The sequence below is a fragment of the Hyphomonas sp. genome, from assembly GCF_017792385.1.
GTDB lineage: Bacteria > Pseudomonadota > Alphaproteobacteria > Caulobacterales > Hyphomonadaceae > Hyphomonas.
This window is the reverse complement of sequence record NZ_CP051230.1, coordinates 1,156,059-1,180,581: the sequence shown is the minus strand read 5'-3', so window position 1 is coordinate 1,180,581 and position 24,523 is coordinate 1,156,059. Positions and strand designations below refer to the sequence as shown.

Genomic DNA, 24,523 nt, shown 5'->3' with positions numbered 1-24,523 from the left:
TACCAGATACCACCAGAATTAAGTGGAGTGCCCCCTGTGAAACAGACCCTCTTGCTGTTGCCCGGAGATGGCATCGGACCGGAAGTCATTGCAGAAGTCCGGCGTCTCGTGGACGTCCTTGTACCGGACCTGCACCTCGAGACCGGTCTTGTCGGGGGCGCCTCGTTTGACGCGCACGGCACTCCGCTGACCGACGACACGCTGGAGCAGGCGCGCAAATCCGATGCTGTCCTGCTGGGCGCAGTTGGCGGCCCGAAATGGACGGACGCGGCGCGGGACAAGCGGCCGGAAGCAGGTCTGCTGGCATTGCGCAAGGGGCTGGATGTCTTCGCCAATCTCCGTCCCGCCTTCTGCTTCCCGGCGCTGGTCAGCGCGTCCAGCCTGAAGCCGGAGTTCGTCGAAGGTCTGGACATCATGATTGTCCGGGAGCTGACAGGTGGCGTCTATTTTGGAACACCGCGGGGCATTGATGAGAAGGGTGGTTTGCGCCGGGGGTACGACACGGCGATCTATACCCATCCCGAGATCGAGCGCGTTACCCGCGTTGCGTTCGATATTGCCCGGGGCCGGTCCGGACGGGTCTGTTCGGTCGAGAAGTCCAATGTCATGGAATCCGGCCTGTTCTGGCGACAGGAAGTCACCTTGGCACATGCTGAACTGGGCGCCGGTGTTGATCTCAGCCATATGTACGCAGATGCGTGCGCGATGGAACTGGTGCGCGCGCCGAAACAGTTCGACGTGATCCTGGCTGACAATCTTTTTGGAGACATCCTGTCCGACGCAGCGGCCATGCTGACAGGTTCGATTGGGATGCTGCCATCGGCGTCTCTGGGCGCGGAAGGCACGCCTGGCCTGTATGAACCGGTGCACGGTTCGGCGCCGGACATTGCCGGGCAGGGTGTAGCCAATCCGTGTGCAGCCATTCTGTCGCTGGAAATGGCCCTGCGCTGGTCTCTGGGCCGTGAGAAAGTGGCTGACGCGTTGTTCGCTGCCGTCGGCAAGGCGCTCGAGAAGGGGGCCCGCACCCGGGATCTTGGTGGCGGTCTTTCCACCAGCCAGATGACGGACGCGATCGTCGCGGAACTCTAGAAGCGCTCGCGGATACGGCGCGTGCCCGGTGCCGGAGGCGGTTGCGGCGGGCCGGCGAAACATTGGGCCTGCTCCATCCAGGACGTGGCATTCGCGCCCAGAACGGTGAGCCGGGTGTCCGCTACATTCCGAACCTGTGTGACCACCTGGCAGAATTCCTCGGCGGCCCCTTCGATTCGATTGTCGGCCTGGTCTTCCCCATAGGTCCAGATTTCACCCGAGGGCGATGTCAGTACCAGGTAAGGCATTGGTTCCGGCACCGGCTGTTTCCGGTTCGAAAACGTCCAGCCATAGGTGTTCACGCCCAGCACGACGATGTTCCGGATCCGGTCCTTGTTCAAGCGAACAGAGCCGAGCTGGTCGTAGACCTCCTGACCGTGCGCCCAGGTTTCCATCAGGCGGGCCGTGATGGATGAGCGCGCACTCATGCTCGGGCCAACCCATTTCAGCCTGCGGGACGGATCAATACCCGCAAAAACGTCTGCTGTCTCGCCAGCCTTGATCAGCCAGGCGTCGCGCAGCGCCCGGCCGGACAGGCCATCCAGATAGGCTTTCTCGTGATCGGGCAGGGAACCGGCACGCAATGCATCCGTCAGGCCCATGACGAGCGTGTCGAACGCAAATTCATCCGTGACGGAAAGGAGCGCCGCCATGTTCCAGAAATGCAAATGGCGCAGCACCATGTCGATGGTCCAGGCCTTGAACGCCGTTTTCTGAAGGTAGTCTTCATCTGAGAGCGGCGCGATCACGTCCGCCAGTGCGCGCGTTTCTTCCAGAAAGTCGTTCGCCTGCTGCATTCGCCTAGCTGTAATCCGCGATCCGGCACAGCAGATCGTCCCGGAACTCGAAAAAGCTTGCGCCGCGCACCTTGACGGTTTCGCCAGATTTTACGCCATTGGGCAGATCGACGGCTGCCTTGCCCTCGAATTCGATTTCCGCAGCGGCCTTGCCGCCGCCGCTGACAATATTGACCAGCCTTTGCCGGCGATACGAGAAGGCGTTTCCGGACAGTTCGGCCACCTGACGCATCATGTCCTTGCCGTCCAGCCGCATGGATTGGCCGGTATTGGAGATGTTTTCAAATACGACATCCTGGGTCACACAATCGAGCATGCCGTCAATGTCGCGCGCATTGTAGCAGGCCAAGTATCGATTGATGACATCCTCAAGCACGATGCGCGGCTCCCTGTCTGGTCCATGATTCGGTCTGCCTTAGCAGCGACAGATTGGCAACAGGCTTTAACAAGGCGCCAAGATGCGCCATAAGCCCGGTTCATTTTGCAGGAGCTTGAATATCATGGCCACTCGGATCGCAGTTGTTGGTGCAACCGGAAATGTCGGGCGCGAACTTCTGAACATTCTGGAGGAACGCATGTTCCCAGCCGATGAGGTGTTTGCGGTGGCGTCCCGCCGGTCCATTGGCAAGGAAGTGTCTTATGGCGACCGTACCCTGAAATGCCATGATATTGAGAGCTTCGACTTCACGCGGGTTGACCTGGTTCTGATGTCGGCCGGGGGCTCCACCGCAAAGGAGTGGGCGCCGAAGATCGCCAAGGCCGGCGCGATCACGATCGACAATTCCTCCGCCTGGCGCATGGACCCGGACGTCCCGCTGGTCGTGCCGGAGTGCAATGGCGAAGCGGTGATGGACTACAAGAAGAAGATGATCATCGCCAATCCGAACTGCTCCACGGCGCAGCTGGTGGTGGCGCTGAAGCCCCTGCACGATGCCGTGGGCATTACGCGCGTTGTCTGCTCCACCTATCAGTCCGTTTCCGGTGCCGGCAAGGACGCCATGGACGAGTTGTGGAACCAGACGCGCGGTGTGTTCGTGAATGACGAACCGACTCCGGAAGTCTTCCAGAAGGAAATCGCGTTCAACGTGATCCCGCAGATTGATGTCTTCATGGATGACGGCTTCACCAAGGAAGAGTGGAAAATGCGCGTCGAGACCAAGAAGATTCTCGACCCGTCCATCGAGCTGACGGCGACATGTGTGCGGGTTCCGGTGTTTGTCGGCCACTCTGAAGCGGTGAATGTTGAACTGGCCGGTCCGATGAGCGCCAAGCAGGCCAAGGAGCTTCTGCGCGAGAGCCCGGGCATCATGCTGGTCGATGATCCGGAAGAAGAACTCTACATCACGCCGAAGGAATGTGTGGGCGAGTGGGCGACCTATATCTCGCGCGTGCGGGTAGACCCCACGGTCGAGCACGGCCTGGCGTTCTGGTGCGTGTCCGACAATCTCCGCAAGGGCGCCGCTCTCAATGCGGTCCAGATCGCCGAAGAGCTTCTGAACCGCGGTGTCCTGAAACCGGAAAAGCAACCCGTCGTTTCAGGCTGACACGGCCTGCAGCAATATTTGGGTGGCAATGTCTCATGGCTCGGTGCTAGGCGCTGAGCCATGAACGCTGAAACACGTCTCGGCTTTTTCGCGGGCCTCGCAGCCTATTGCATCTGGGGGAGCCTGCCGCTCTACATCCGGTTGATGCAGCACATTGATGCGGTGGACCTGCTGGCGCACCGTGTGGTGTGGTCGGTTCCGACCGCGCTGATCTTCATCGGCCTCGCGGCGAACTGGCGGGACGTGCGCGCCGCGCTGAACTGGGACAAGCTGAAATGGCTGATCGTGTCCGGCCTGCTGATCGGCGCGAACTGGGGCTGTTACATCTGGGCGGTGAATGCCGGCCGTACGATGGAGGCGTCGCTCGGCTATTACATCAACCCGTTGGTCAATGTGATCTTCGGGATGATCTTCTTCTCGGAACGTCTGCGGCCTGCCCAGTGGGGCGCGGTGGCCATCGCTGCCATCGGCGTTGCCATCATGACCATTGCGTTCGGGCGTGTGCCCTGGGTGGCGCTGTTCCTGTGCATGACCTTTGCCTGCTATTCGCTGATCCGGAAACAGGTAGCCATTGACAGCCGCGCAGGCTTTCTGATGGAGGTGCTTCTGTTGGCCCCGCTGGCTCTGGGTTGGCTGGTCTGGGCCGCAGGGCAGCCCGGCACGAATCTCTTCGGCGATGGCGGCTGGGACATTGCGTTGCTGATGGCCGCCGGACCGATCACCTCTGTGCCCCTGATCCTTTTCGCGCTGTCTGCCCGCCGCCTGAAGCTCTCCACCATCGGCATGATGCAATATGTCGGGCCGACCCTCCAGTTCCTGATCGCCATTCTGGTCTTCCGGGAAGTGTTCGGCTGGACCCATGCGGCGGCCTTTGCCTGTATCTGGACAGCGCTTGCCGTGTTCACTGTGGACAGTGTGATGGGGGAAGCCAAGGCACGGAGACTGGCGCGCGCGGCGCGGCTTGGCTGAAAAGAAAGGCTCCGGCGCCAAGGGGCAGGCAGCCGGAGCAAGGATTATTTGCATGAATGGAGTTGCCTCCGTCCGGGGCTACGCAAGGCGCATGCCAGTCAGGTCGTGGGTCGCCCTGTGGACACTGCGATCCAGATGGCGATGCCGAGCATCATGAGGGCGAAGCTTGCCCGCATGGCCGGCGCTGTCCGATAGGCTTCAAGCGTGCTGCCCAACCGCGCGCCGAGCAGCACAATAAAGGTGTGGATCACGGTGGCCAGGGCGACATGAAGGATGCCCAGCGCAACAATCTGCTGCCAGAGCGGACCCGCCATGGGCGACGCAAACTGTCCGACCACGACCAGATAAAAGACCAGGGCTTTCGGATTCAGCAGATTCGCCACCAGCCCGCGCCAGAACCCCTCGGCATTGTTGCGATTGAGCGGGGAAGGCGTACCGGTATCGTGCCAGGCCTCGTAGGCAAGAAACACCATGAAGGCGACGCCGGCCCAGCGCAGGGTTTCGTACAGGATGGGCAGTTCGGACAGAAGGGCAGAGAGACCCGTGGCGGCCGCAATCAATTGGGCGAAGAGACCAAGCGCGATGCCGCAAACGGCCAGCATACCGGCGCGGCGCCCCCGTTGCGCCGACAGCGCGGCGAGCCACCCCATGTTCGGGCCCGGTGTGAGTTCTACGGCAGCCATGGCGATCAGGAATGCTGCCCAGTCGACATGATCCAGCATGTGTCAGAGGCAATCATACACGGCTTCAACCAGCCGCACGGCGCGTGGATCGCCCACCAGGATGTTTGACTGCCGGTTCATGACATAAGCGCAGGTCAGCTGGTTGTGCTGATCGGCAATCGCCATGGAGCCACCCCACCCGCAATGGCCAAGCGTTGCTGGTTCGGGTCCGAACAGGCCATGTGTGTTGTGCATGATCCCGGCACCGAAAGCGGTGACCATGGGGAGCACCAGGTCCGGTCCGTGGGTAAGGTCGGCGCTCAGCGTCTCGAAGGCCTGGGATGAGACAATTTCCCCGCCGCCGCGTGTGTAGGTTTCATAGAGTTGCGCCACCGACAGCGCGGTGCCATGCCCGTTGGCGGACGGAATTTCGATTTCGCGCCAGATAGCGCCGCCGCGATTGGGGGCAGACCATTTGCTGACAAAGGCGGCCCGCCTCGGCGGGGTGATCTCGCCCAGGTCAGCCAGGGCGCGGGGCCGCTGGATATCTGCGCAGCGATCATGTTCGCTGGCTGGGGTGCCGATCATGAAATCAATGTCGGGGAACAGGGCGCGCAGGCTGGTGCCCAGCGTTTCGCCACTGATGCGGCGGGCGATCTCACCGACCAGATAGCCCCAGCTCAGAGGATGGTACCCATGTGCACTTCCAGGCGTCCACATGGGCGCAAGCTCGGCCAGAGCGGCGGCGCAGGCAGGCGGGTCCAGCCACAATTCCGGGTCGATCTCGTCGGCAAATCCCGGCAGGCCCGCCTGATGGCTCGCGACCTCTGCAATGGTGATCGCGCCTTTGCCATGGGCCGCAAATTCGGGCCAGATATCCGATACCGGTGTTTCATATCCTGCCGGAAGCCGCTCCACCAGATGCGCCAGAACAAGGGCGGCGATGCCTTTGGTGGTGGAATAGACGGGCACCAGTGTCGTGTCGGTCCAGGGGCGTTCCTTCTTCCGGTCGGCCCAGCCGCCGGTGAGGCTCACGACGGTCTGGCCATCCTTGATGACGGCGAAGCCGGCCCCCAGCTCCTGGCCACTTTGGAAATTCTCTTCGAAGACTTTGCGGACAGGGTCGAATTCCGGGGCGGCATGCCCGGCCAGTGGCCAGCTTTCGTCATGTGTGTCGGTCATGCCTGCTCGGTGGCACATCCCCGGTGGGCCGACAAGGGTCAGGGTTGAACCAGCGTCCGCATGTCCGCGGCAATCCGGCTGTCGATATCGGCGTCAACGGACTCATTGAATTCTTCAAGGGCCTGCTGCCATTCGAAAATCTGACGGAGACCGAAATCATCATCTCCCCGGAAGGATACGTGCAGCCGCACGCAGATGGCCGGATTATGACCCTCCTTCGCATAGGAGGTCCCGGTGTCGAAACCGGCATTCATGCGATTGGCAAGGTCCAGCACTTCCAGCCGGGAATATTGCGACAGTTCGCGACACGCTGTGAACCGGGCAGCCTGGCAGGTGCCGTCAATGTCGGAACATTCTCGCATCACGGCCTCGAACCCCTGATCTCCGATAGCGGCCATCATTGTGGGATGGGTTTCGATATAGGCGATCCGGATGGAGCGGAATTCGCGGCTTGCGAACTCGTCGCGGAATTCAACTAGGCTGATGGGTTTCGCAAAGGCAGGCTCGCAAAGCAGCAGGATTTGGGCCAGTAAGAGCAGTCGAAACATCATGGGGCCATTCCAGTGGGTTGAAGGGCGTTCCTTATCGTCCCAATCCATTCCATTTGGTCCCGCCAGGTCAAGGAGTTGTTCCACATGTCTCACACCCATCGTCCCCGTCGTTCCTGCCTCTACATGCCAGGTGCCAATGAACGGGCGCTCGAGAAGGCAAAGTCGCTGCCGGCCGATACGGTGCTCATGGATCTCGAGGATGCCGTAGCGCCGGATGCGAAGGACACGGCGCGCGAAACCATCCGGGCCGCGGTGACCGGCGGGGGGTACGGTCCGCGCGAGATTGTGGTGCGGATGAACGGGCTCGACACCGAATGGGGGCAGGCTGACCTGAAAATGGCCGTGGAGGCGGGCGCTGATGCCCTGCTGGCGCCAAAGGTGATCGATGGCAGCGACATTGACCGGCTGAATGATGCGATGAGCCGGGCAGGGGCTCCGGCCGAAATGGGCCTGTGGGTCATGATCGAGATGCCCAAGGCCATTTTGAACATTCAGGACATTGCCGAAGCGGTGGGTCGCACGCGTCTGACCACTTTCGTGATGGGCACAAATGACCTGGCGAAGGAATATCGTGCGCGCATGACACCCGACCGGCTGGCTTTCCAGACGGCCCTGCAGATGACCATCATTGCCGCACGGGCCTATGGCATCACGGCGATCGATGGCGTGTTCAACGACATCAAGGACGAGCAGGGCCTGATCGATGAATGTGAACAGGGGCGCGATCTCGGCTTTGACGGCAAGACACTGATCCACCCGTCCCAGCTGGAAACAGCGAACCGGGTCTTCGCACCCAGCCCGCATGATGTGGAACATGCGCAGGCCGTAATCGCCGCCTTTGCAGACCCGGAAAACGCCGGCAAGGGCGTGCTGAAGGTGAATGGCAAGATGACCGAACTGCTTCACCTTGATGAAGCCCGCCGCACGGTCTCCATGGATGAGGCAATCCGGGCCTTCGAGGCCTGATCCGGCCCGGCGACGGGCATTGTCAGGGTAAACGATCAGATTTCAGGATGTATCATGAGCTATATTCTACTCCACCATTCCGGGTGCAGCACTTCCCGCAAGGGGCTGGCCCTGCTGCAGGAAAACGGCATCGAGCCGCAGGTGCGCAAATACATGAATGCCTCCGAGCAGCTCAGCCTGGACGAGGTGAAGGAGATTGCCCGCAAGCTGGGCGCCGCCTCGCCGCGGGCCTTCCTGCGCGACAAGAACGCCGCGGATGTCGGCATTGATGCCAATTCGACCGATGACGAGATCTTCGTGGCGATGGCAGCCAATCCGAAAATCATCCAGCGCCCGATCCTGATCAAGGGCCGGAAGGCGGTTCTCGGGCGCCCGATCGAGGCCATGCTGGACCTGACCTGACCAGGGATAGCGGTCTGCGTGGGAAATCGATCAAATTTGATCGATCTCCCACGCGAAGCCTCAACATCTGTATGGCAAGGCTGGGGGCATGATACTGTTCCTGGCTCTCGCGGCGCTGATGATCGCCTTTTCCGCCTTCTGTACGTTCGGCGTGCCGTACATGCTGGCCGGTCCGCGCATGCTCGACGAGTTTTCCGAAAACCGGGAGCAGCAATTGATGGCAGGGGTCCTTGCGACCGCTATCATTGCCCTGTTCCTGCTGCCCTTCGTCTCACCGGCCTTGATTTCCGGTGCCAGTGACGCTCAGGTGCTGGCTGATCTGTATCCGGGGCGGCTTCAAGCCTGATGGCGGGGAAATCTGCCCCTTTTTGACCTGAGGGGCATATGACCAGCATATCGAAATCCAATCCCGGCCACTTCTTCGAAGATTTTTTCGTTGGCATGCCGCTGGTGCATGCAACGCCCCAAACCCTGACAGAGGGCGACATCGCCCTTTACCGCGCCCTGACCGGGGGACGGTTCGTCCAGTATTCCTCTGCCGAATTCGCCAGGGCGGCCGGATATCCGGGACTGCCGGTCGATCCGCTGCACGCCTTTCATGTCGTGTTCGGCAAGTCGGTGCCGGATGTGTCGCTGAATGCCGTGGCCAATCTGGGTTATGCGGATGGCCGATTCTCGCAGGCCGTCCTGCCGGGCGACACGCTGAACACCGTCTCGGAGGTGATCGGGGTAAAGGAGAACTCCAACGGCAAGACCGGCGTCGTGTGGGTGCGCACGCGTGGTACCAATCAGCGCGGCGAGGACGTCATGTCCTTTGTGCGCTGGGTGATGGTCAACAAGCGCGATGCCGGTGCGCCGGCCCCCGATGCCGTCATTCCGGACCTGCCGAAAAGCGTGCCGGGCGACGAACTCGCAGGCTTCACGCCGATGGCATCATGGGACACGGCCCTGTCCGGCAGCGCGTACATGTTCGAGGACTATGCCGTTGGTGAGAAGATCAACCACGTCGACGGCATGACGGTCGAAGAGGCGGAACACCAGATTGCGACGCGCCTCTATCAGAATACCGCCAAAGTGCACTTTGACGCGCACGGACAAAAATCCAGCCGGTTCGGAAAGCGGCTCATCTATGGTGGAGTCGTCATCTCCATCGCGCGCTCGCTGGCCTTCAATGGCCTGGCCAATGCGGGGCATATGCTGGCCATCAATGCCGGCACCCATGCGAGCCCGCTGTTTGCGGGCGACACGATCTATGCCTGGAGCGAGGTGCTGGAAACGGCTGAGCTGTCGGACACGGTCGGCGCATTGCGCCTGCGGCTGGTGGCGGTGAAGGATCAGGATCCGGGGGCCTTCGCCTACAAGGGCGAGGATGGAAAATACGCCGAGGGCGTATTGCTGGACTTCGATTACTGGGCCGCCATTCCGCGCAAGCGCTAGAGCGCTTCCGTTTTGCCGGCGCTTCCCTATATGACACCGCATGAGCGGGTATGGGCCTTTCGATGATTTCACGCTGTTCGCTATCGCGCTTGCGGTGGTGCTGTCAGCGATTGTCAGCCTGATCGGCACCTCGGCCCGCAAGCGCAATGTGGCGCTGGGTGCGGCCACGGTGGCGGATTTGTCCGAAATGACCGGGATCCGGGATCCGAAACGGCTGCAGGAAACCTTCGGACCGCCTGATATGGGCCGGGTCTGGCGCAGCGTGACCCTGTTCGACGTGCGCCGTGCGCGTCAGCCGGCCGGCTGGCTGATGTCGAGTGATCTGGTGGATTATGCCTGCCTGGCTGTGGTGGCTCTGGCCGTCTTCGTCTCTCACCCGCTCGTCGGGGGCGCCCTGATCACGGCGCTGGTCATTCAGGTGTCGGGCTGGATCGTGTCATTCGGGCTTCCCAAATGATCGGCCAAGTTCTGCTTTTCCGAACCCGGGAAACATTCTAAGGGCAGCCTATGAAAGTCTGGAAGATGAATGGGGCCGGCAACGCGTTTGCCATTTTCGACGCCCGGTCGACGCCGTTTGCGCCGAGCGCTGACCAGGTGCGCCAGATTGCAGACGATTTGAAAGCCGATCAGGTGATCGCACTGGAGCGCGATGTGGCGCGCGACGTGTTCATGCGCATCTGGAATGCGGACGGCAGCGAAGTATCTGCCTGTGGCAATGCCTCGCGCTGTGTCGGCAAGCTGTTGCTCGCCGAAACCGGCAAGGACCGTGTGACCATCCAGACCGAGGCGGACGTGCTGAAGGCGTTTTCCGCAGAAGATGGCCTGATCACCGTAGATATGGGCTCGCCCCTGATGGGGTGGGAGGACATTCCCCTGTCTGAAAAAATGGATGTGCGCGGCGTTGATGTGAAGATCGGTCCGATCGACAATCCATGGCTGGCCCGGCCGGCCGTGGTCTCGATGGGCAATCCGCACGCCGTGTTCTTCGTCAGGAATATCGATGATTATGACATTCCGGCGCTGGGCCCGTTGGTGGAATGGCACCCGACCTTTCCCGAGGGCGTGAATGTTGGCTTTGCGCAGGTCATCGACCGGCAGACCATTCGCCTGCGCGTCTGGGAACGCGGCGCCGGCCTGACAAAAGCCTGCGGCACGGGCGCCTGCGCGGCACTGGTTTGCGCCGCCCGGGCAAAACTGACCGAGCGCAAGGCCCGTCTCATCCTCGATGGGGGCGAGTTGATCATCGATTGGCGCGAAAGCGACGACCGTGTCTACATGACCGGACCGGTCGAACTCGAATTCGAAACCGAAATCTGAGACACGCCCCCGGAAAACTGGTATCCCGACGGTTCACAACCAGTCTGGATTCGGGGGACCGCGCCATGAAACATCTGACCATCGGACTCTTGTCCCTGACTCTGGCGGGCGTCGCGTCGGCGCAGGACATGCCAACGGTCAACAAGGGCCAATGGGAAACCGCCATGTCCATGGTAACGGAGCTGCAGGTCGGAGGCGAGCGCCAGGACATCGACCCGGAATATGATTTCAGCGAGGAATGCTGGGCCACGGATGAGGACACGAAGCTGGACGTGAACACGCTCGGCATCGACAATTGTGATGTGACCGACTCGGTCAGCACCGGCGACTTCCTGAGCCTGGAAATGGCCTGCGACATGGAGGGGATTCCCCTGACGGGCGAGGCCGTGATCGTGGTGACCCCGGACCGCGACCAGCTTCAGGGCACATTGATCATCGAGGGCGACTTGCCGGGCATGTCGATCAAGGTGACCGGCCTGTTCAGCGGACACAAAACGGGCGCCTGCGCAGGCTAGGGCGCACAGCAGGCCTTGAACTGCCGTCAATTCGGCGCGATGTGGCGGATTGATCATGTCAGACCCGACCCACCCTCCTGCGGCCCCACAGGTCATCACGCTCGGATGCCGTCTCAACAGCTACGAATCCGAAGTGATGCGCGGACATGCGGCTGAAGCGGGGCTGACCGATGCCGTGATCATCAATACCTGCGCGGTGACGGCGGAAGCCATGCGCAGCGCGCGCCAGACGATCCGCCGGGCCGCGAGGGACAATCCGGAAGCGCCGATCCTCGTAACCGGCTGCGCTGCGCAGATCGATCCGGACATGTTCGCGAAAATGCCGGAAGTCACCCGCGTGATCGGCAATCATGAAAAGATGCAGGCCGACACCTGGCGTCCGGCTGACCTGCTGGGCGGGCATGAGAAAGTGCGGGTCAATGACATCATGTCGGTGCAGGAGACCGCCGCGCACCTGATCGACGGCATGGAAGGCCGGGCCCGGGCCTATGTTCAGGTCCAGAATGGCTGCGATCATCGGTGCACGTTCTGCATCATCCCCTATGGGCGGGGAAATTCCCGGTCCGTCCCTGCGGGCGAAGTGGTCAGCCAGGTCCGCCGCCTTGTTGAAACCGGGCATTATGAGGTGGTCCTGACCGGTGTGGATCTGACCAGCTGGGGCGCCGATCTGCCGGGCACGCCCCAATTGGGCAATCTGGTCCAGCGCATCCTGAAGCTCGTGCCGGATCTGAAGCAGCTGCGTATCTCGTCGATTGACGCGATCGAGATCGATGATGCCCTCATGGAAACAATGGCCGATCCGCGCCTTGCACCCTTCATGCACCTGTCCCTTCAGCATGGGGATAATTTGATCCTGAAACGCATGAAGCGCCGTCATTCGAGGGCCGAGGCCATCGCGCTGACGGACCGGTTGCGCGCCGTGCGTCCCGACATGGCGTTCGGGGCGGATATCATTGCCGGGTTCCCGACTGAAACAGAGGCGCATTTCGAGAATTCCGTCCGGCTGGTGGAGGAATGCGGCCTGTCCTTCCTGCATGTGTTTCCGTATTCACCGCGTCCCGGAACGCCAGCGGCACGAATGCCCCAACTGGACAAGGCGGTGGTCAGGGCGCGTGCGGCGCGCCTGCGCGAAGTGGGCGAGGCGGCCCTCGCGCGCCACCTGACAAATTATGAAGGCCGGATCGTGGAAGCGCTGGTGGAGCGTGGCCGGTCCGCGCGCCTGCCGGACTTCACGCCTGTCCGGTTCGAGCGTGACCCCGGTGACGCTGGACGCCCGGTGCGTGCCCGTATAGTCCGGCAAGACGGAAAACAGCTGATCGGAGCCCTGACCGCATGATCCTTTGGTTCGGAAAAAAGAAAAAAGAACAGGAACTGAAAGAGGCCGGCGCTGCGATGCAGGCGCCGGAACTGTCGGCGGAGGAACTGGCTGCGCAGGAGGCGGAAGCCGCCCGCAAGGCAGCAGAACAGGCGGAGATCGAACGCAAGGTCGCTGAAGCCAACAAGGCCTGGGAAGAGCGCCAGGCGCGTGAGGCGGCCGCTGCGGCAGAAGAGGCAGCACGCCTCGAAGACGAAGCGCGCAAGGCCGAGGAAGCGCGCGCCGCTGCGCAGGCCCGTGCGGACGAGGCCGAAGCCCGGCGGCTGGCCGAACAGGCCGAGCGTGCCCGCAAGGCGAAGGAGGAGCGCGAGGCGGCGCAGGCCAGGGCCGCTGCCGAACTCAAATTGCTGGAAGAGCGCCGGGAAGCCGAGCGCCTGCGGGCGGAACGCGAAGCGGCGGCGCGCGCCGCCATGGAGGCCGAAGCGAATGATCCCGGCTTCATGGCGAAGCTGGGATCGGGTCTGTCCCGGTCGTCCTCCCGGCTGACTTCGGGATTGTCTGTGTTCGGGCGCCGGAAGCTGGACGATGAGACGCTGGAGGAACTGGAAGATCTTCTGATTTCCTCCGATCTCGGTGCAAAAGTGGCGATGCGGGTGACCGGCAACCTTGCGCGGGAGCGTTTTGACAAGGAGATCACGGAAGACGAGATCCGCGCGGCATTGGCGGACGAGATCACGGACGTCCTGAAGCCGCGCGAACAGATTGTGGATTTCTCCGAAGGCCCACGGCCGCGCATCGTGCTGTTTGTCGGCGTGAACGGGTCCGGGAAGACGACGACCATCGGCAAGATCGCCTCGAAGCTGACCGAGCAGGGGGCCAGGGCGCTGCTGGTGGCGGGCGATACGTTCCGCGCGGCCGCCATCGAACAGTTGACGGTCTGGGGCGAACGGGCCGGCATTCCGGTGATGTCGAAACCGACCGGCGCCGATGCGGCCGGCCTCGTCTATGAAGCCATCGAACAGGCGAAGGCGGATGATCTGGACCTGGTTCTGGTGGACACGGCCGGACGGCTGCAGAACAAGGCAGAGCTGATGGCCGAGCTGGAAAAGGTCGTTCGGGTCGTGCGGAAGCTCGACCCGAGCGCGCCCCATGACGTCATCCTCGTGCTCGACGCCACGGTCGGCCAGAACGCGCTGTCACAGGTCGAGGCGTTCAAGAATACTGCCGGCGTAACCGGCATCGTGATGACCAAGCTGGACGGCACCGCGAAGGGCGGTGTGCTGGTGGCCATCGCCGAGGCGCATGATTTGCCGATCCATTTCATCGGCATCGGCGAGAAGGCAGAAGACCTTCGCCCATTCAGCGCAGAAGCCTTCTCGAAGGCATTGGTGGGTCTTCAGGACTGATCACTCGGCCGCCATGGCGGACAGGCCGGGGTGTTGCGGAGCCCGGACCAGACGACCAGGCCGGGCGCCGGTCGGGTCGCCATCGCGATGGGTGATCTGTCCCTTAAGGATCGTTGCCGTGTAGCCGGATGCCTTCTGCATCAGGCGGCGGCCTCCCGCAGGAAGGTCATAGGCCACTTCCGGCAGGTGCAATGTCAGGTTTGCCAGATCGATCACATTGAGGTCCGCCCGATAGCCCGGCGCAATCAGGCCGCGATCGTGCAGGCCGATCCATTCTGCGGTCGCGCGCGCCTGGCGCTGCACGATATGTTCAACCGGAATGCGCGGGCCGCGCGTGCGGTCACGTACCCAATGGGTCAGCATGGTGGTGGTGAAGGACCCGTCACAGATCATGCCGACATGTGCGCCGCCATCCGACAGGCCGGGCAGTGTTGCCGGGCTGAGCATCATGTCATGTGACGGATCGAGCGACCCACTCGCATAGTTCAGGAAGGGCAGGTAGAGCATGCCCCGTCCGTCGCGTTCGAGCATCAGGTCCAGTGCGGCCTCTTCGGGCGACACGCCACGCCGGGCAGCGATGGCCTCCAGCGTACAGTCTGCTGTGGGCTCATAATTCACGGGCGCGTCGAGCTGGAAGATCTTTCCGAAACTGCGCAGCATGACCTTGAGAAACGGATTGTCCGTGTCGGGCGCGTCGGCGAGCAGGCGCTTGCGGAAATCTTCCGTGCGCAGGCGGGCGATGCGGTCTTCGAAAGGCAGGTGTGAGATGTCCCGATAGACCGGGTGGGCGCTGAAGGGATTGAGGGTAAGCTCGAAACCGAGCAGCACCCCGACAGGGCGCGGTGCGACCTGCGCCCGCATCGGCAAGCCTTCATCTGCCGCAGCTTCAATGGCGCCAAGCAGGCGCCGCCAGCCATCCGGCGCGACATCCGCCTGCGCAAGTGACACCGACAGCGGACGTCCGCTCGCCTCGACGATCCGGCGCAGCATCGCCGCTTCCTTTTCGGGATCGTCAAAATCCGACACGAATTGCAGGACGCCGCGTCCGGCGTCTGCCACGCCCAGCGCTATCCCGGTCAGTTCATCCTCGCCTGCGGTCAGGGTCGGTGTGGGTTGGCCGTCACTCGTGCGATGGTTCAGTGTGCGGGACGTGGAAAAGCCGATGGCGCCCGCGCGGATGGCTTCGGTGGCCAGGGCCCGCATGCGCTGGATATCGTCCGGCGTGGCAGGGTCCCGATTGGCACCGCGTTCGCCCATCACGAAGACACGCAGCGCGGCGTGGGGCAATTGTGCGCAAATGTCAGCATCGAACTCGGACGCAGACAGGCTGTCCAGATAGTCCGGGAAGCTCTCCCAGTTCCAGGGCAGGCCTTCCGCGAGAACGGGGAAGGGGATGTCCTCGACACCTTCCATGAGCCGAATGAGGCGGTCATGGTCTTCGGGCCGGCAAGGCGCGAACCCCACGCCGCAATTGCCCATGACAACGCTGGTGACCCCATGCAGCGTGGACGGGCTGATCGCGCCGGTCCAGGTCGCCTGGCCGTCATAATGCGTATGGATATCGACAAAGCCGGGCGTGACAATCTGTCCGCGGGCGTCGATTTCCTCGATGCCGCGGCCGGGGATCCGGCCGACCTCCATGATCATGCCATTGGAAACGGCGATATCGCCTTCAAATCCGGGGTTTCCCGAGCCATCGATGATCGTGCCGCCCCGGATCACAAGGTCATGGGTCATTGTCGGTTTCCTCCGGTTTTCTTGTTTTGCGCGAGTCAGACCCGCGACGGATCAAGAGTCAAATCCTTCCCACGCGTCAGCAATGCGGGCATAGGTCCGCGCCATGTCCGACACTCTCCTCCCGGTCGTGCTGTGCCTGATCTCCGCCGTGACCGTTGCAGCCACCAACATGTTCGTGAAGCGCGGCGGCGATGTGCTGACCGCCCGAATGGCTGTGGCAATTGTCATGGGCCTGAGTGTGCTGCCCTTCGCGCCCTTCGTGCCCTTGCCGCCGGTAGAGACCTGGTCACTGATCCTAGTTTCGGTCGTGGTGCACTGGTTCTACCAGTTCTGTCTCGTACGGGCGCTGCATCGCGGCGACCTGTCACTCGTCTTTCCGGTAATGCGTGGCCTGGCGCCTCTCGTGACCGCCGCAGCGGCTGTGTTCGTGCTCGGCGAATATCTGACTTGGGTGCAGTCGGCCGGACTGCTTCTGGCCAGCCTGGCAATTATTGTCTTCGCGCTGCCGACCGGTCAGACAGCCTCGGCGCGGCGACTGGACCGCAGCGCGCTGATCTGGGCCTTGCTGACGGCGCTCGGGGTCGGATTGTACGCTGTGGCCGACACGCGGGCCGCGCGGGCCATGCCGGATCCGATGACGTTCGTCGTATGGTTGTTCCTGCTCGACTGGATCGGTGTGACAGTGGTGACGCTCTCCCAGCGCCGTGGCCGGATCCGTTCCGCCCTGGCCCGCCAGTGGAAGGGCGGCGTGGCAGGCGGCGTGCTTGGCACTGTCTCATACGGGCTTGCCATCTATGCCTACACGCTGACGGATGCCGCCATTGTGACGGCGCTCCGTGAGACGTCCGTTGTCTTCGCGGCGGCACTGGGCGCGATCTTCCTGAAAGAAGGATTCGGATACAGACGGATTGTCGCCGCTACCGCTCTGGCAAGCGGACTCTTGCTCATGCAGGCTGGTGCCTGATGCAAAACCGCAGATCAAATACGAACTGTTGGTGATTTGTTAGGCCCGCTATTGTCAGAGAGGCCCTGCAGGCCGATATCGATCCGGCGCGACGGCCCAAACGTAGAGAGCACATGACAGAGACGCAGACCACGGAAAACCAGGCAGAGCTCAGCGATGCGACGGCAAAAGCCGGCAGCATCTGGACAGAGCTGGGCCCGACACTGGCCTTCATCGGTATCTACAACGTGATGCTGCGCTTTCCCGAAGGCGACGGTCTGTTTACCAGGGATACGGCGCTTTACTGGGCCACAGGCGTTCTGATTGTCGCCACCCTGTTCGTGGTTGCGCAGAAGCTGTTCCGCCGCGAGCGGATTCCGCCCTTCCTGATCGTATCGTCAGTTCTCATCGGTGCGTTTGGCACCGCTGGCATCGTCTTTCAGTCGAAACTATTCCTGTTCATCAAGCCGACCATCATCAATCTGCTGTATGCCGGCGTCATCTTTGGTGGTCTGGCTGTCGGACGCAACATCTGGAAGATGTTGTTTCACACCGTGTTCAATCTGCCGGACCATGCCTGGAGAACACTGGCCATTCGTTGGGGACTGTATTTTGTTGCCATGGCGGTCTGGAACGAATTCCTGTGGCGGAACTTCTCCGAAGCGACCTGGGCGAACTGGAAGCTCGGCAATATCGTGATCGGGGTTCTGTTCGCACTCGCCAACACGCCGTATACGCTGAAACATATGCGCCAGCCCGAACAGGGCGACACCGCCTAGCGCGTCAGGGCCTCCGTGCCCGGGGGATTGGTGAAGGGGGCAAAGGCGTCCTGTTCGCGCGTCTGGGCAAAATGGGTCAGCCCCCACACCACGGTCGGAAAGGCAAGATTCGACCACGGTATGTCTTTCCACTCGAACAGGCCGACCTCGAGGCTTTCCGGGCCCGGGGAAATATCCGAAACGAGCTCGGCCCGGAACATGATCTGGACCTGCGATATACGCGGAACGGAGTATACGGCCAGCATGCGGTCGATGCGAATATCGGCGTTTGCTTCTTCCCGGGCTTCCCTCATGGCGGCTTCTTCGACGGTTTCACCTTCCTCCATGAAGCCTGCCGGAAGGGTCCAGAATCCCTTACGCGGAGCAATCGCACGCTTGCAGAGCAGTATTTTGGGCCCTTTTGTCGCAACCGCAGCTGCAATTATTCGCGGATTTATGTAGTCCACGAACTGGCAATGTGAGCAAACACGGCGTATTCGGTCGTCTCCATCGGGTATTTTCAGTTTGAAATCTTGCGAAAAGAAACCATTTGATAATTGATCCGTCATCGAAGCTTAAGTCTCTGCAGTATATTGGGGTAGATGTTGATCCGCACACGGGTCGGATACTTAACAGACCAGTAACCGGATTTTCCATTGCGCCCAACGCCTAAATGAACACAGAAAGGTAGACCCTACCATGGCATATAATCTGAACACTTCGCCCAGCCACCTGCTGCACCGTGCCCAGCAGATCGCTGCCAACGAATCCGCCGCTGCGCTGACCGCCGCCGGCATCACCCTGCGCCAGTTCTCCGTCCTGGCAGCCCTGTCGGGCAATGATGGCGTTAGCCAGTCCGACCTGGTCAACGCCACCGGCATCGACCGTTCGACGCTGGCCGACATGGTTGCCCGCATGGAGCGCGCCGGCCTGATCAAGCGCGTCGCCTCGAAAACCGACAAGCGCGCCAAGGTCGTCTCCCTGATGGCCAAGGGCAAGAAAGCCTATGAGAAAGCCCTGCCGGCTGTCGAAAAGGCTGACGCAGCGATCTTCGACGCCCTGCCGAAAACCAAGCAGTCCGCCCTCGTCGCCGGTCTGAAGGACATGGTTGCCGAAGCTGACAAGGCTGAAGCCGCTCCGGCACCGAAAGCCGCTGCCCCAGCCCCGGCTGCCAAGGCTGCTCCGAAGCCGGCCGCCAAGAAAGCTCCGGCCCGCAAGCCGGCTGCGAAAAAGGCTCCGGCCAAGAAAGCGCCAGCCAAGAAGGCTCCGGCAGCCAAGGCTGCTGCAAAGCCGGCTGCCAAGAAGGCACCTGCCAAGAAAGCCGCACCGAAGGCAAAGGCCAAGGCCGCTGCCAAGGCCAAGCCGGCCACGGCCACCAAGCCTGCGAAAAAGGCCCCGGCCCGCAAGGCGAAAAAGAAGTAAGTCTCCGATCGCGGAGCTTAAGTGGGCGGGGCGCTTTCAAGCGCCTCGCCTATTTTTTTGACTGACTCTGCATCCAGCGGACCCTGGACATGCTGGATGATGTCGCCATCAGCTGAAATCACAAAGGTCTCCGGCACGCCGGTCAGGCCGAAGTCGAGTCCGCCCTGTCCGTCCGGATCCAGGGCGATCCGCGTATAGGGATTGCCCAGCCGGTCCAGAAACTCCTGCCCCTTATCGGGCGTGTCCTTGTAGAGCACGCCGAATACCTGGCCTGGATGGGCGCTGGAGAGCTGCGAGATGTATTTATGCTCTGCCTCGCACGGCGCGCACCAGCTCGCGAACAGGTTCACGACAATGGGGTCACCGGTCGGGGAAGGGGCAAAGGCCAAGGCGTCGCCGTCCAGGCTGGGGAACACGGTGTCCGGCGCACTGCGCAGCGAACGCTCGAAATCCCCCTTGGCCGGATCATTCAATTGTATGGCCGCAATGACGCCGAAGGCGAGCAGACCGCCAGCCGGAATCGCCGCGAGCCAGGCTTTCATCCGCGTTTCTGGTCGCGCGTGCGGGCTTCAATGCGCACAAGCTGGGTTTTGGCGGCACGCGCCTTGACCATCACGCCAAGCATGGCGGAGCCGATCAGGAGAAGGCCGACTGCATAGCTCGCCCAGATGAAGGCAGCGTTGGAATCGAAGTCTGGCAGCATGGATCAGTCTCCTGTCATCAGGCGGGCCCGGATCTGGGCCGCGCGTCTGGTCCATATTTCAGCACGCATGAGCGTCATGACAAGGGCGGCAAACAGTAGCGAATGCCCGAGCGAGCTGATCAGCAGTGGCCAGAGATAGACAGCGGCCATTTTCGGGCCTTCCGGCGTGATGACGCTGGCGTCCTGATGCAGCGAGGTGAACAGGTCGACCGAGAACTTGATCAGCGGCACGTTCAGCGCTCCGACCATGGCGAGGATGGCGCCCGCGCGGGCCGCTTTCTGGCGCGTGTCCATGGCCGCGCGCAGGGCCATGTAGCCCAGGAACAGGAAGAACATGAACAGGACGGACATCATCCGGGCATCATCCCATTGCCACCAGGTGCCCCAAGTGGGCTTGCCCCAGATGGCGCCGGTGGCAAGGCAGAGGGCTGTCCAGGTTGCGCCGAGGGGGGCTATCGCCTTCGCGGCGATGTCCGCCACTTCGTGGCGCCAGATGAACCAGACAAAACTCATCACCGCCATGCCGAGATAGCTCGCCATGGCCAGCCAGGCGGCGGGCACATGGATGAACATCACGCGCATGATGTCGCCGCCCTGATATTCGTCCTTAGGAACGATCCAGAGGCCCTGCCACAGGCCCCATCCGATCAGCAGGACGGCGATCCCATAGAATACGGGCGCCAGCCAGTTGGACAGGGTCAGGAAACGGTGGGGATTGGCAAACCAGGAAAACATCGCGTTCGGAATACCCTTCCCTCAGTCTGCCGCCAAGCGCAGGGCTGCACCCATCGCGAAGGGGGCGACAGCCAGCGCAAACAGGGTGGAGGCGGCCAGGAACAGCGGCGCGGCGGCGCTGCTGGGTCCATCGCCCATGGCGAGGGCGCCAAAGATGGCGGTCGGCACATAGAGCGGCAGGGCGATCAGGCTGATCAGCAGGCCGCCGCGGCGGACCGTGGCGGCCAGCGCAGCGCCGACCCCGCCCCAGAAATAGAAGGCGAGCCCGCCAATCGCATAGAAGGCCAGGTTTTCCAGCAGTGCGCCGCTGGCCGGGGCCTGGAACATCAAGAGCAGAAGGGGGGACAACAGGGCGAGCGGCAGGCCTGCGGTCAGCCAGTGGGCCAGTGTCTTTGCTGCAGCGATGGCTGCCGCCGGGGCGCCGGCCTGCAGCCACAGATCCAGAGAGCCATCCTCTGCGTCTGCCTGAAACACGCGCTCCAGTGTCACAAGGCTCGACAGGGCAAGCGAAACCCACAGGATGCCGGGGCCGATGGCCCGCAGGATCTGGGCGTCGGTGCCTACGCCAAGCGGCACCAGAACGGCCGCCCCTGCGAAGAACCCGACCGGCAGCAGGGCACCAGCCCCACCGGCCCATGCCTCGCCGAGCGCCTGCCGAAAGGCAGAGAAGATGGGCGCCGGGGTCAAATCTCCACCTGCATATCGAAATTGAACCCAGTTTCGCCGTGTATGGCGGCCACGATGCCGCCCCCCGCAGCGCAGTGTGCGGTCATCATGTCGGTCAGAAGGGCTGTGCCGTCCTTGTCGAGCGCCGTGAACGGCTCATCCAGCAGCCAGAGCGGGCGAACCTGAAGATGCAACCGCGCCAGCGCGGTGCGTCGGCGTTGGCCGGCCGAGAGATGCCGGGCCGGGACGTCTGCCGGGCGGGCCAGTCCCATCCGGTCCAGGATCGTCTCGATCCCGTCCACGGGGCAGCCCCAGGCCCGGGCCCAGAGGGTCAGGTGGGTGCGCGGGGTCTCATGGGGTTTCAATCCGTCCCTATGGGCGATCCAGTGAAACGGGGCAGGGCGGTCGACCGTGCCGGTTTCGGCCCGCGTGAGGCCAGCCAGGATTCGCAGCAAGGTGGTCTTGCCGGATCCGTTCGCCCCACGCAGCACGATGGCCTGGCCCGGCGCAAGCGAGAGCGAAACGTTCCGGAAAAGAACCCGTTCACCGCGGATCATGCCCGTGTCCGCTGCGGAAAGGAGTGTGCCAGCCTTCATAAGACCCGTTTAGACCCTTTGTCCCAATTGCCTCAATCCATTAGGGCCTATATGAGACAGGCCAGCGCGGCGGCTCATCGCCGCAGATCGACAATCCCAGACGCGAGGTTCCCTCTCCATGCCGTCCCTCGACAGCTTCAATTCCAAACGCACGCTCACCGTTGGCAGCAAGACCTACACTTATTACTCGCTGGCCGCGGCCGCCGAAAACGGTCTGGGCGACGTATCCCGCCTGCCGGCTTCCCTCAAGGTCCTGCTCGAAAACATGTTGCGGTTCGAGGACGGCAAGACGGTGACCAAGGATGACATCCTGGCGTTCAAGACCTGGCTCGACAACAAGGGCGACATCAGCCACGAGATCGCCTACCGCCCGGCGCGCGTGCTGATGCAGGATTTCACCGGCGTGCCGGCCGTGGTCGACCTCGCCGCGATGCGCGATGCAGCGCAGAAGCTCGGCGCCTCGGCAGAAGCCATCAACCCGCAGGTCCCGGTCGACCTGGTCATCGACCACTCGGTCATGGTCGACAGCTTTGCCGGTCCGGACAGCTTCACGAAGAATGTCGAGATCGAATACAAGCGCAACCAGGAGCGCTACGAGTTCCTGCGCTGGGGCTCCACGGCGTTCAAGAATTTCCGCGTTGTGCCGCCGGGCACCGGCATTTGCCACCAGGTGAACCTGGAATATCTCGGCCAGACCGTGTGGACCAAGGAAGAGAATGGCGAAACCGTCGCCTATCCGGACACCTGCGTTGGCACCGACTCCCACACGACCATGATCAACGGCCTTGCGGTACTGGGCTGGGGTGTTGGCGGCATCGAGGCCGAGGCAGCCATGCTGGGCCAGCCTGTTTCCATGCTGATCCCGGAAGTCATCGGCTTCCGTCTCGACGGCAAGATGGCTGAGGGCGCCACTGCAACCGATTTGGTGCTGACCGTTGTCCAGATGCTGCGCCAGAAGGGCGTGGTCGGCAAATTCGTTGAATTCTACGGCCCGGGCCTTGCAAACCTGACGCTGGAAGACCAGGCCACCATTTCGAACATGGCCCCGGAATATGGCGCGACCTGCGGCTTCTTCCCGGTTGACCATGACACGATCAAATACCTCACCAATACCGGCCGCGACGCCGAGCGTGTGGCGCTGGTCGAGGCCTATGCCAAGGCGCAGGGCTATTGGCGTCCGGAACAGGCCGAGCCGGTCTTCACCGATACGCTGGAACTGGATCTCGGCGCGGTCGTGCCGTCGATCTCGGGTCCGAAACGCCCGCAGGATCGCGTGCTGCTGTCCGAAGGCGACACGGCCTTCGCGGATGCGATGGCCAAGGAATTCGGCAAGGCCGCCGATGCTGCCGAGCCCATCGCCGTGGAAGGCGAGGACTACACCGTCACGCATGGCGACGTCTTCATCGCGGCGATCACCTCCTGTACCAACACGTCCAACCCGTCCGTGCTGATTGCGGCCGGCCTCGTGGCCAAGAAGGCCCGCGAACTGGGCCTCGACCGCAAGCCCTGGGTGAAGACCTCGCTGGCACCGGGCTCTCAGGTCGTGACGGACTATCTGGAAAAGGCCGGTCTGCAGGACGATCTCGACGCCATGGGCTTCAACCTGGTCGGCTATGGCTGCACGACCTGTATCGGCAATTCCGGCCCGCTGCAGCCGCAGCTGGCCAAGGCGATTGCCGATGGTGACCTGGTTTCCTGCTCGGTCCTGTCCGGAAACCGGAACTTCGAAGGCCGGATCGGTCCGGACATCAAGGCGAACTATCTCGCCTCGCCGCCGCTGGTCGTGGCCTATGCCATCGCCGGATCGCTGCGCGTGAACCTGACGAAGGATCCGCTGGGCAAGGACAAGAATGGCAATGATGTCTTCCTGAAGGACATCTGGCCGACCTCGCACGAGATTGCCGAAATCATGGCTCGGGCCGTGACGCCGCAAATGTTTGCCGAGCGCTATTCCGATGTCTTCAAGGGGGATGAGCACTGGCAGGGCATCGAGGTCTCCGGCGGTCAGACCTATAGCTGGCCACCGGCCTCCACCTATGTTCAGAACCCGCCCTATTTCGAAGGCATGGGCCTGGACATTGATGCGCCGACCGACGTCAAGGATGCCCGCGTCCTGGCCGTGTTCGGCGATTCCATCACGACCGACCACATTTCTCCGGCCGGATCGATCAAGGCGTCCAGCCCGGCAGGCATCTACCTGCAGGAACACCAGGTGTCGCCGCTGGACTTCAACTCCTACGGCTCGCGCCGCGGCAACCACGAAGTCATGATGCGGGGCACCTTTGCCAATATCCGCATCAAGAACCAGATGGTTCCGGGTGTCGAAGGCGGTGTGACAGTCCACTATCCGGACGGCGAACAGATGCCGATCTATGATGCGGCCATGAAATACGCCGCCGAGAACACGCCGCTGGTCGTGTTTGCCGGGGACCTCTACGGCAACGGCTCGTCCCGTGACTGGGCGGCCAAGGGCACGATCCTGCTGGGCGTGCGCGCGGTCATCGCCGGCAGCTTCGAGCGGATCCACCGCTCCAACCTGATCGGCATGGGCGTGCTTCCGCTGGAATTCGCGGAAGGCGAGAGCGCGGCAGCGCTGGGCCTCACCGGCAAGGAGCAGGTAACGATTGAAGGCATTGCCGACATCTCCCCGCGCCAGGCTCTGGAAGTGAAGATCACCCGCGAGGACGGCACGACGTTCACCGCCAACACGGTGGTCCGCATCGATACCGAGAACGAGCTGGACTATTACCGCAATGGCGGCATCCTGCACTATGTGCTGCGCAACCTCGCGCGCGACGCTGCCTGATCCTG

Annotated in this window: 28 protein-coding genes; 16 read left to right on the top strand and 12 right to left on the bottom strand. The window is 62.5% G+C overall.

Annotated features, from left to right (window positions below; translation table 11 throughout):
* Positions 1 to 36 precede the first annotated feature (36 nt).
* On the top strand, positions 37 to 1,089 hold the full coding sequence (gene leuB / locus HF955_RS05905; protein WP_291078654.1) for a 3-isopropylmalate dehydrogenase: 1,053 nt from the start codon (positions 37 to 39) through the stop codon (positions 1,087 to 1,089).
* Here leuB and HF955_RS05900 read toward each other — a convergent pair.
* Both HF955_RS05900 and HF955_RS05895 read right to left on the bottom strand, forming a co-directional pair.
* Positions 1,086 to 1,886, bottom strand: a complete 801-nt coding sequence (locus HF955_RS05900; RefSeq protein ID WP_291078653.1) for a TIGR03084 family metal-binding protein — start codon at positions 1,884 to 1,886, stop codon at positions 1,086 to 1,088. The genes leuB and HF955_RS05900 overlap by 4 nt on opposite strands.
* Positions 1,887 to 1,890: 4 nt before the next feature.
* Positions 1,891 to 2,262, bottom strand: a complete 372-nt coding sequence (locus HF955_RS05895) for a nuclear transport factor 2 family protein (RefSeq protein WP_027839342.1) — start codon at positions 2,260 to 2,262, stop codon at positions 1,891 to 1,893.
* A 124-nt stretch (positions 2,263 to 2,386) separates the two neighbouring features.
* On the opposite strand from HF955_RS05895, the gene HF955_RS05890 reads away from it, so the two are divergent.
* Positions 2,387 to 3,430, top strand: a complete 1,044-nt coding sequence (locus HF955_RS05890; RefSeq protein ID WP_291078652.1) for an aspartate-semialdehyde dehydrogenase — start codon at positions 2,387 to 2,389, stop codon at positions 3,428 to 3,430.
* Between the two features lie 60 nt (positions 3,431 to 3,490).
* Positions 3,491 to 4,399, top strand: coding sequence for an EamA family transporter RarD (rarD, locus tag HF955_RS05885; RefSeq protein ID WP_291078651.1), 909 nt, complete (start codon positions 3,491 to 3,493; stop codon positions 4,397 to 4,399).
* A gap of 98 nt (positions 4,400 to 4,497) precedes the next feature.
* Here rarD and HF955_RS05880 read toward each other — a convergent pair whose 3' ends face one another.
* From HF955_RS05880 to HF955_RS05870, 3 genes are read right to left on the bottom strand one after another with little or no spacing between them, the layout of a single operon-like run.
* Positions 4,498 to 5,121, bottom strand: a complete 624-nt coding sequence (locus tag HF955_RS05880; RefSeq protein WP_291078650.1) for a LysE family translocator — start codon at positions 5,119 to 5,121, stop codon at positions 4,498 to 4,500.
* Positions 5,122 to 5,124: 3 nt separating this feature from the next.
* Positions 5,125 to 6,243: a serine hydrolase domain-containing protein gene (locus HF955_RS05875; protein ID WP_291078649.1), complete on the bottom strand. Its 1,119-nt coding sequence runs from the start codon at positions 6,241 to 6,243 to the stop codon at positions 5,125 to 5,127.
* A gap of 38 nt (positions 6,244 to 6,281) precedes the next feature.
* Entirely contained in the window at positions 6,282 to 6,794 is a 513-nt protein-coding gene (locus HF955_RS05870) for a hypothetical protein (RefSeq protein ID WP_291078648.1), read from the bottom strand.
* Between the two features lie 84 nt (positions 6,795 to 6,878).
* On the opposite strand from HF955_RS05870, the gene HF955_RS05865 reads away from it, so the two are divergent.
* From HF955_RS05865 to ftsY, 9 genes are all read left to right on the top strand, one after another.
* Positions 6,879 to 7,760, top strand: coding sequence for a CoA ester lyase (locus HF955_RS05865; RefSeq protein ID WP_027839335.1), 882 nt, complete (start codon positions 6,879 to 6,881; stop codon positions 7,758 to 7,760).
* Positions 7,761 to 7,814: 54 nt separating this feature from the next.
* The gene (locus tag HF955_RS05860) at positions 7,815 to 8,162 is read left to right on the top strand and encodes an ArsC/Spx/MgsR family protein (RefSeq protein ID WP_291078647.1); all 348 of its coding nucleotides are present in this window, start codon (positions 7,815 to 7,817) and stop codon (positions 8,160 to 8,162) included.
* An 88-nt stretch (positions 8,163 to 8,250) separates the two neighbouring features.
* Entirely contained in the window at positions 8,251 to 8,508 is a 258-nt protein-coding gene (locus HF955_RS05855; protein ID WP_291078646.1) for a hypothetical protein, read from the top strand.
* Between the two features lie 47 nt (positions 8,509 to 8,555).
* A complete protein-coding gene (locus HF955_RS05850; RefSeq protein WP_367279776.1) occupies positions 8,556 to 9,599 on the top strand; it encodes a MaoC family dehydratase in 1,044 nt (347 codons plus the stop codon).
* Between the two features lie 40 nt (positions 9,600 to 9,639).
* On the top strand, positions 9,640 to 10,056 hold the full coding sequence (locus HF955_RS05845; RefSeq protein WP_027839331.1) for a hypothetical protein: 417 nt from the start codon (positions 9,640 to 9,642) through the stop codon (positions 10,054 to 10,056).
* Positions 10,057 to 10,106: 50 nt separating this feature from the next.
* Positions 10,107 to 10,916, top strand: a complete 810-nt coding sequence (gene dapF, locus HF955_RS05840) for a diaminopimelate epimerase (protein WP_291078644.1) — start codon at positions 10,107 to 10,109, stop codon at positions 10,914 to 10,916.
* 65 nt (positions 10,917 to 10,981) lie between these two features.
* A complete protein-coding gene (locus HF955_RS05835; RefSeq protein WP_291078643.1) occupies positions 10,982 to 11,431 on the top strand; it encodes a DUF3617 family protein in 450 nt (149 codons plus the stop codon).
* Between the two features lie 55 nt (positions 11,432 to 11,486).
* The gene (mtaB, locus tag HF955_RS05830; RefSeq protein WP_291078642.1) at positions 11,487 to 12,767 is read left to right on the top strand and encodes a tRNA (N(6)-L-threonylcarbamoyladenosine(37)-C(2))-methylthiotransferase MtaB; all 1,281 of its coding nucleotides are present in this window, start codon (positions 11,487 to 11,489) and stop codon (positions 12,765 to 12,767) included.
* Positions 12,764 to 14,152 carry a signal recognition particle-docking protein FtsY gene (gene ftsY / locus HF955_RS05825; protein WP_291078641.1) on the top strand — a complete coding sequence of 463 codons (1,389 nt, stop codon included), beginning with the start codon at positions 12,764 to 12,766 and terminating at the stop codon, positions 14,150 to 14,152. The genes mtaB and ftsY overlap by 4 nt, the downstream gene beginning before the upstream one ends.
* Here the strand turns inward: ftsY and HF955_RS05820 are convergent, their stop codons facing one another.
* The gene (locus tag HF955_RS05820; RefSeq protein WP_291078640.1) at positions 14,153 to 15,889 is read right to left on the bottom strand and encodes an amidohydrolase family protein; all 1,737 of its coding nucleotides are present in this window, start codon (positions 15,887 to 15,889) and stop codon (positions 14,153 to 14,155) included. It lies immediately after the preceding gene.
* Positions 15,890 to 15,992: 103 nt separating this feature from the next.
* Here HF955_RS05820 and HF955_RS05815 point away from each other — a divergent pair, with 103 nt between their 5' ends.
* Positions 15,993 to 16,853, top strand: a complete 861-nt coding sequence (locus HF955_RS05815; protein WP_291078639.1) for a DMT family transporter — start codon at positions 15,993 to 15,995, stop codon at positions 16,851 to 16,853.
* Positions 16,854 to 16,966: 113 nt separating this feature from the next.
* On the top strand, positions 16,967 to 17,611 hold the full coding sequence (locus HF955_RS05810) for a septation protein IspZ (protein ID WP_291078638.1): 645 nt from the start codon (positions 16,967 to 16,969) through the stop codon (positions 17,609 to 17,611).
* Here the strand turns inward: HF955_RS05810 and HF955_RS05805 are convergent.
* On the bottom strand, positions 17,608 to 18,159 hold the full coding sequence (locus HF955_RS05805; protein WP_291078637.1) for an NUDIX hydrolase: 552 nt from the start codon (positions 18,157 to 18,159) through the stop codon (positions 17,608 to 17,610). The genes HF955_RS05810 and HF955_RS05805 overlap by 4 nt on opposite strands.
* Positions 18,160 to 18,289: 130 nt before the next feature.
* Here HF955_RS05805 and HF955_RS05800 point away from each other — a divergent pair, with 130 nt between their 5' ends.
* The gene (locus tag HF955_RS05800; protein ID WP_291078636.1) at positions 18,290 to 19,012 is read left to right on the top strand and encodes a MarR family winged helix-turn-helix transcriptional regulator; all 723 of its coding nucleotides are present in this window, start codon (positions 18,290 to 18,292) and stop codon (positions 19,010 to 19,012) included.
* 17 nt (positions 19,013 to 19,029) lie between these two features.
* Here HF955_RS05800 and HF955_RS05795 read toward each other — a convergent pair whose 3' ends face one another.
* From HF955_RS05795 to ccmA, 5 genes are read right to left on the bottom strand one after another with little or no spacing between them, the layout of a single operon-like run.
* Positions 19,030 to 19,554 carry a redoxin family protein gene (locus HF955_RS05795; protein ID WP_291078635.1) on the bottom strand — a complete coding sequence of 175 codons (525 nt, stop codon included), beginning with the start codon at positions 19,552 to 19,554 and terminating at the stop codon, positions 19,030 to 19,032.
* Positions 19,551 to 19,715 (bottom strand): heme exporter protein CcmD, encoded by a 165-nt coding sequence (locus HF955_RS05790; protein WP_291078634.1) that lies wholly within the window; start codon positions 19,713 to 19,715, stop codon positions 19,551 to 19,553. The genes HF955_RS05795 and HF955_RS05790 overlap by 4 nt, the downstream gene beginning before the upstream one ends.
* Positions 19,716 to 19,718: 3 nt before the next feature.
* Positions 19,719 to 20,450, bottom strand: a complete 732-nt coding sequence (gene ccmC / locus HF955_RS05785) for a heme ABC transporter permease CcmC (protein ID WP_291078633.1) — start codon at positions 20,448 to 20,450, stop codon at positions 19,719 to 19,721.
* Between the two features lie 21 nt (positions 20,451 to 20,471).
* Positions 20,472 to 21,137 (bottom strand): heme exporter protein CcmB, encoded by a 666-nt coding sequence (ccmB, locus tag HF955_RS05780; RefSeq protein ID WP_291078632.1) that lies wholly within the window; start codon positions 21,135 to 21,137, stop codon positions 20,472 to 20,474.
* Complete coding sequence (gene ccmA / locus HF955_RS05775; RefSeq protein ID WP_291078631.1) at positions 21,134 to 21,712, bottom strand: heme ABC exporter ATP-binding protein CcmA; 579 nt, start codon at positions 21,710 to 21,712, stop codon at positions 21,134 to 21,136. Before ccmA ends, ccmB begins: the two co-directional genes overlap by 4 nt.
* Positions 21,713 to 21,830: 118 nt before the next feature.
* Between ccmA and acnA the strand changes: the two genes are divergently transcribed.
* Positions 21,831 to 24,518 carry an aconitate hydratase AcnA gene (gene acnA / locus HF955_RS05770; protein WP_291078630.1) on the top strand — a complete coding sequence of 896 codons (2,688 nt, stop codon included), beginning with the start codon at positions 21,831 to 21,833 and terminating at the stop codon, positions 24,516 to 24,518.
* The last annotated feature ends 5 nt before the right edge of the window (positions 24,519 to 24,523 follow it).

Bases quoted from the DNA above. Each gene is read 5' to 3' on its own strand.
- HF955_RS05880 (WP_291078650.1), bottom strand. From the start codon at position 5,121: ATGCTGGATCATGTCGACTGGGCAGCATTCCTGATCGCCATGGCTGCC.
- ccmC (WP_291078633.1), bottom strand. From the start codon at position 20,450: ATGTTTTCCTGGTTTGCCAATCCCCACCGTTTCCTGACCCTGTCCAAC.
- HF955_RS05890 (WP_291078652.1), top strand. From the start codon at position 2,387: ATGGCCACTCGGATCGCAGTTGTTGGTGCAACCGGAAATGTCGGGCGC.
- ccmA (WP_291078631.1), bottom strand. From the start codon at position 21,712: ATGAAGGCTGGCACACTCCTTTCCGCAGCGGACACGGGCATGATCCGC.
- HF955_RS05875 (WP_291078649.1), bottom strand. From the start codon at position 6,243: ATGACCGACACACATGACGAAAGCTGGCCACTGGCCGGGCATGCCGCC.
- HF955_RS05835 (WP_291078643.1), top strand. From the start codon at position 10,982: ATGAAACATCTGACCATCGGACTCTTGTCCCTGACTCTGGCGGGCGTC.
- HF955_RS05790 (WP_291078634.1), bottom strand. From the start codon at position 19,715: ATGCTGCCAGACTTCGATTCCAACGCTGCCTTCATCTGGGCGAGCTAT.
- HF955_RS05855 (WP_291078646.1), top strand. From the start codon at position 8,251: ATGATACTGTTCCTGGCTCTCGCGGCGCTGATGATCGCCTTTTCCGCC.
- ftsY (WP_291078641.1), top strand. From the start codon at position 12,764: ATGATCCTTTGGTTCGGAAAAAAGAAAAAAGAACAGGAACTGAAAGAG.
- HF955_RS05795 (WP_291078635.1), bottom strand. From the start codon at position 19,554: ATGAAAGCCTGGCTCGCGGCGATTCCGGCTGGCGGTCTGCTCGCCTTC.
- HF955_RS05870 (WP_291078648.1), bottom strand. From the start codon at position 6,794: ATGATGTTTCGACTGCTCTTACTGGCCCAAATCCTGCTGCTTTGCGAG.
- dapF (WP_291078644.1), top strand. From the start codon at position 10,107: ATGAAAGTCTGGAAGATGAATGGGGCCGGCAACGCGTTTGCCATTTTC.
- HF955_RS05865 (WP_027839335.1), top strand. From the start codon at position 6,879: ATGTCTCACACCCATCGTCCCCGTCGTTCCTGCCTCTACATGCCAGGT.
- HF955_RS05860 (WP_291078647.1), top strand. From the start codon at position 7,815: ATGAGCTATATTCTACTCCACCATTCCGGGTGCAGCACTTCCCGCAAG.
- HF955_RS05820 (WP_291078640.1), bottom strand. From the start codon at position 15,889: ATGACCCATGACCTTGTGATCCGGGGCGGCACGATCATCGATGGCTCG.
- HF955_RS05900 (WP_291078653.1), bottom strand. From the start codon at position 1,886: ATGCAGCAGGCGAACGACTTTCTGGAAGAAACGCGCGCACTGGCGGAC.
- HF955_RS05810 (WP_291078638.1), top strand. From the start codon at position 16,967: ATGACAGAGACGCAGACCACGGAAAACCAGGCAGAGCTCAGCGATGCG.
- mtaB (WP_291078642.1), top strand. From the start codon at position 11,487: ATGTCAGACCCGACCCACCCTCCTGCGGCCCCACAGGTCATCACGCTC.
- HF955_RS05845 (WP_027839331.1), top strand. From the start codon at position 9,640: ATGAGCGGGTATGGGCCTTTCGATGATTTCACGCTGTTCGCTATCGCG.
- HF955_RS05800 (WP_291078636.1), top strand. From the start codon at position 18,290: ATGGCATATAATCTGAACACTTCGCCCAGCCACCTGCTGCACCGTGCC.
- HF955_RS05805 (WP_291078637.1), bottom strand. From the start codon at position 18,159: ATGACGGATCAATTATCAAATGGTTTCTTTTCGCAAGATTTCAAACTG.
- acnA (WP_291078630.1), top strand. From the start codon at position 21,831: ATGCCGTCCCTCGACAGCTTCAATTCCAAACGCACGCTCACCGTTGGC.
- rarD (WP_291078651.1), top strand. From the start codon at position 3,491: ATGAACGCTGAAACACGTCTCGGCTTTTTCGCGGGCCTCGCAGCCTAT.
- HF955_RS05815 (WP_291078639.1), top strand. From the start codon at position 15,993: ATGTCCGACACTCTCCTCCCGGTCGTGCTGTGCCTGATCTCCGCCGTG.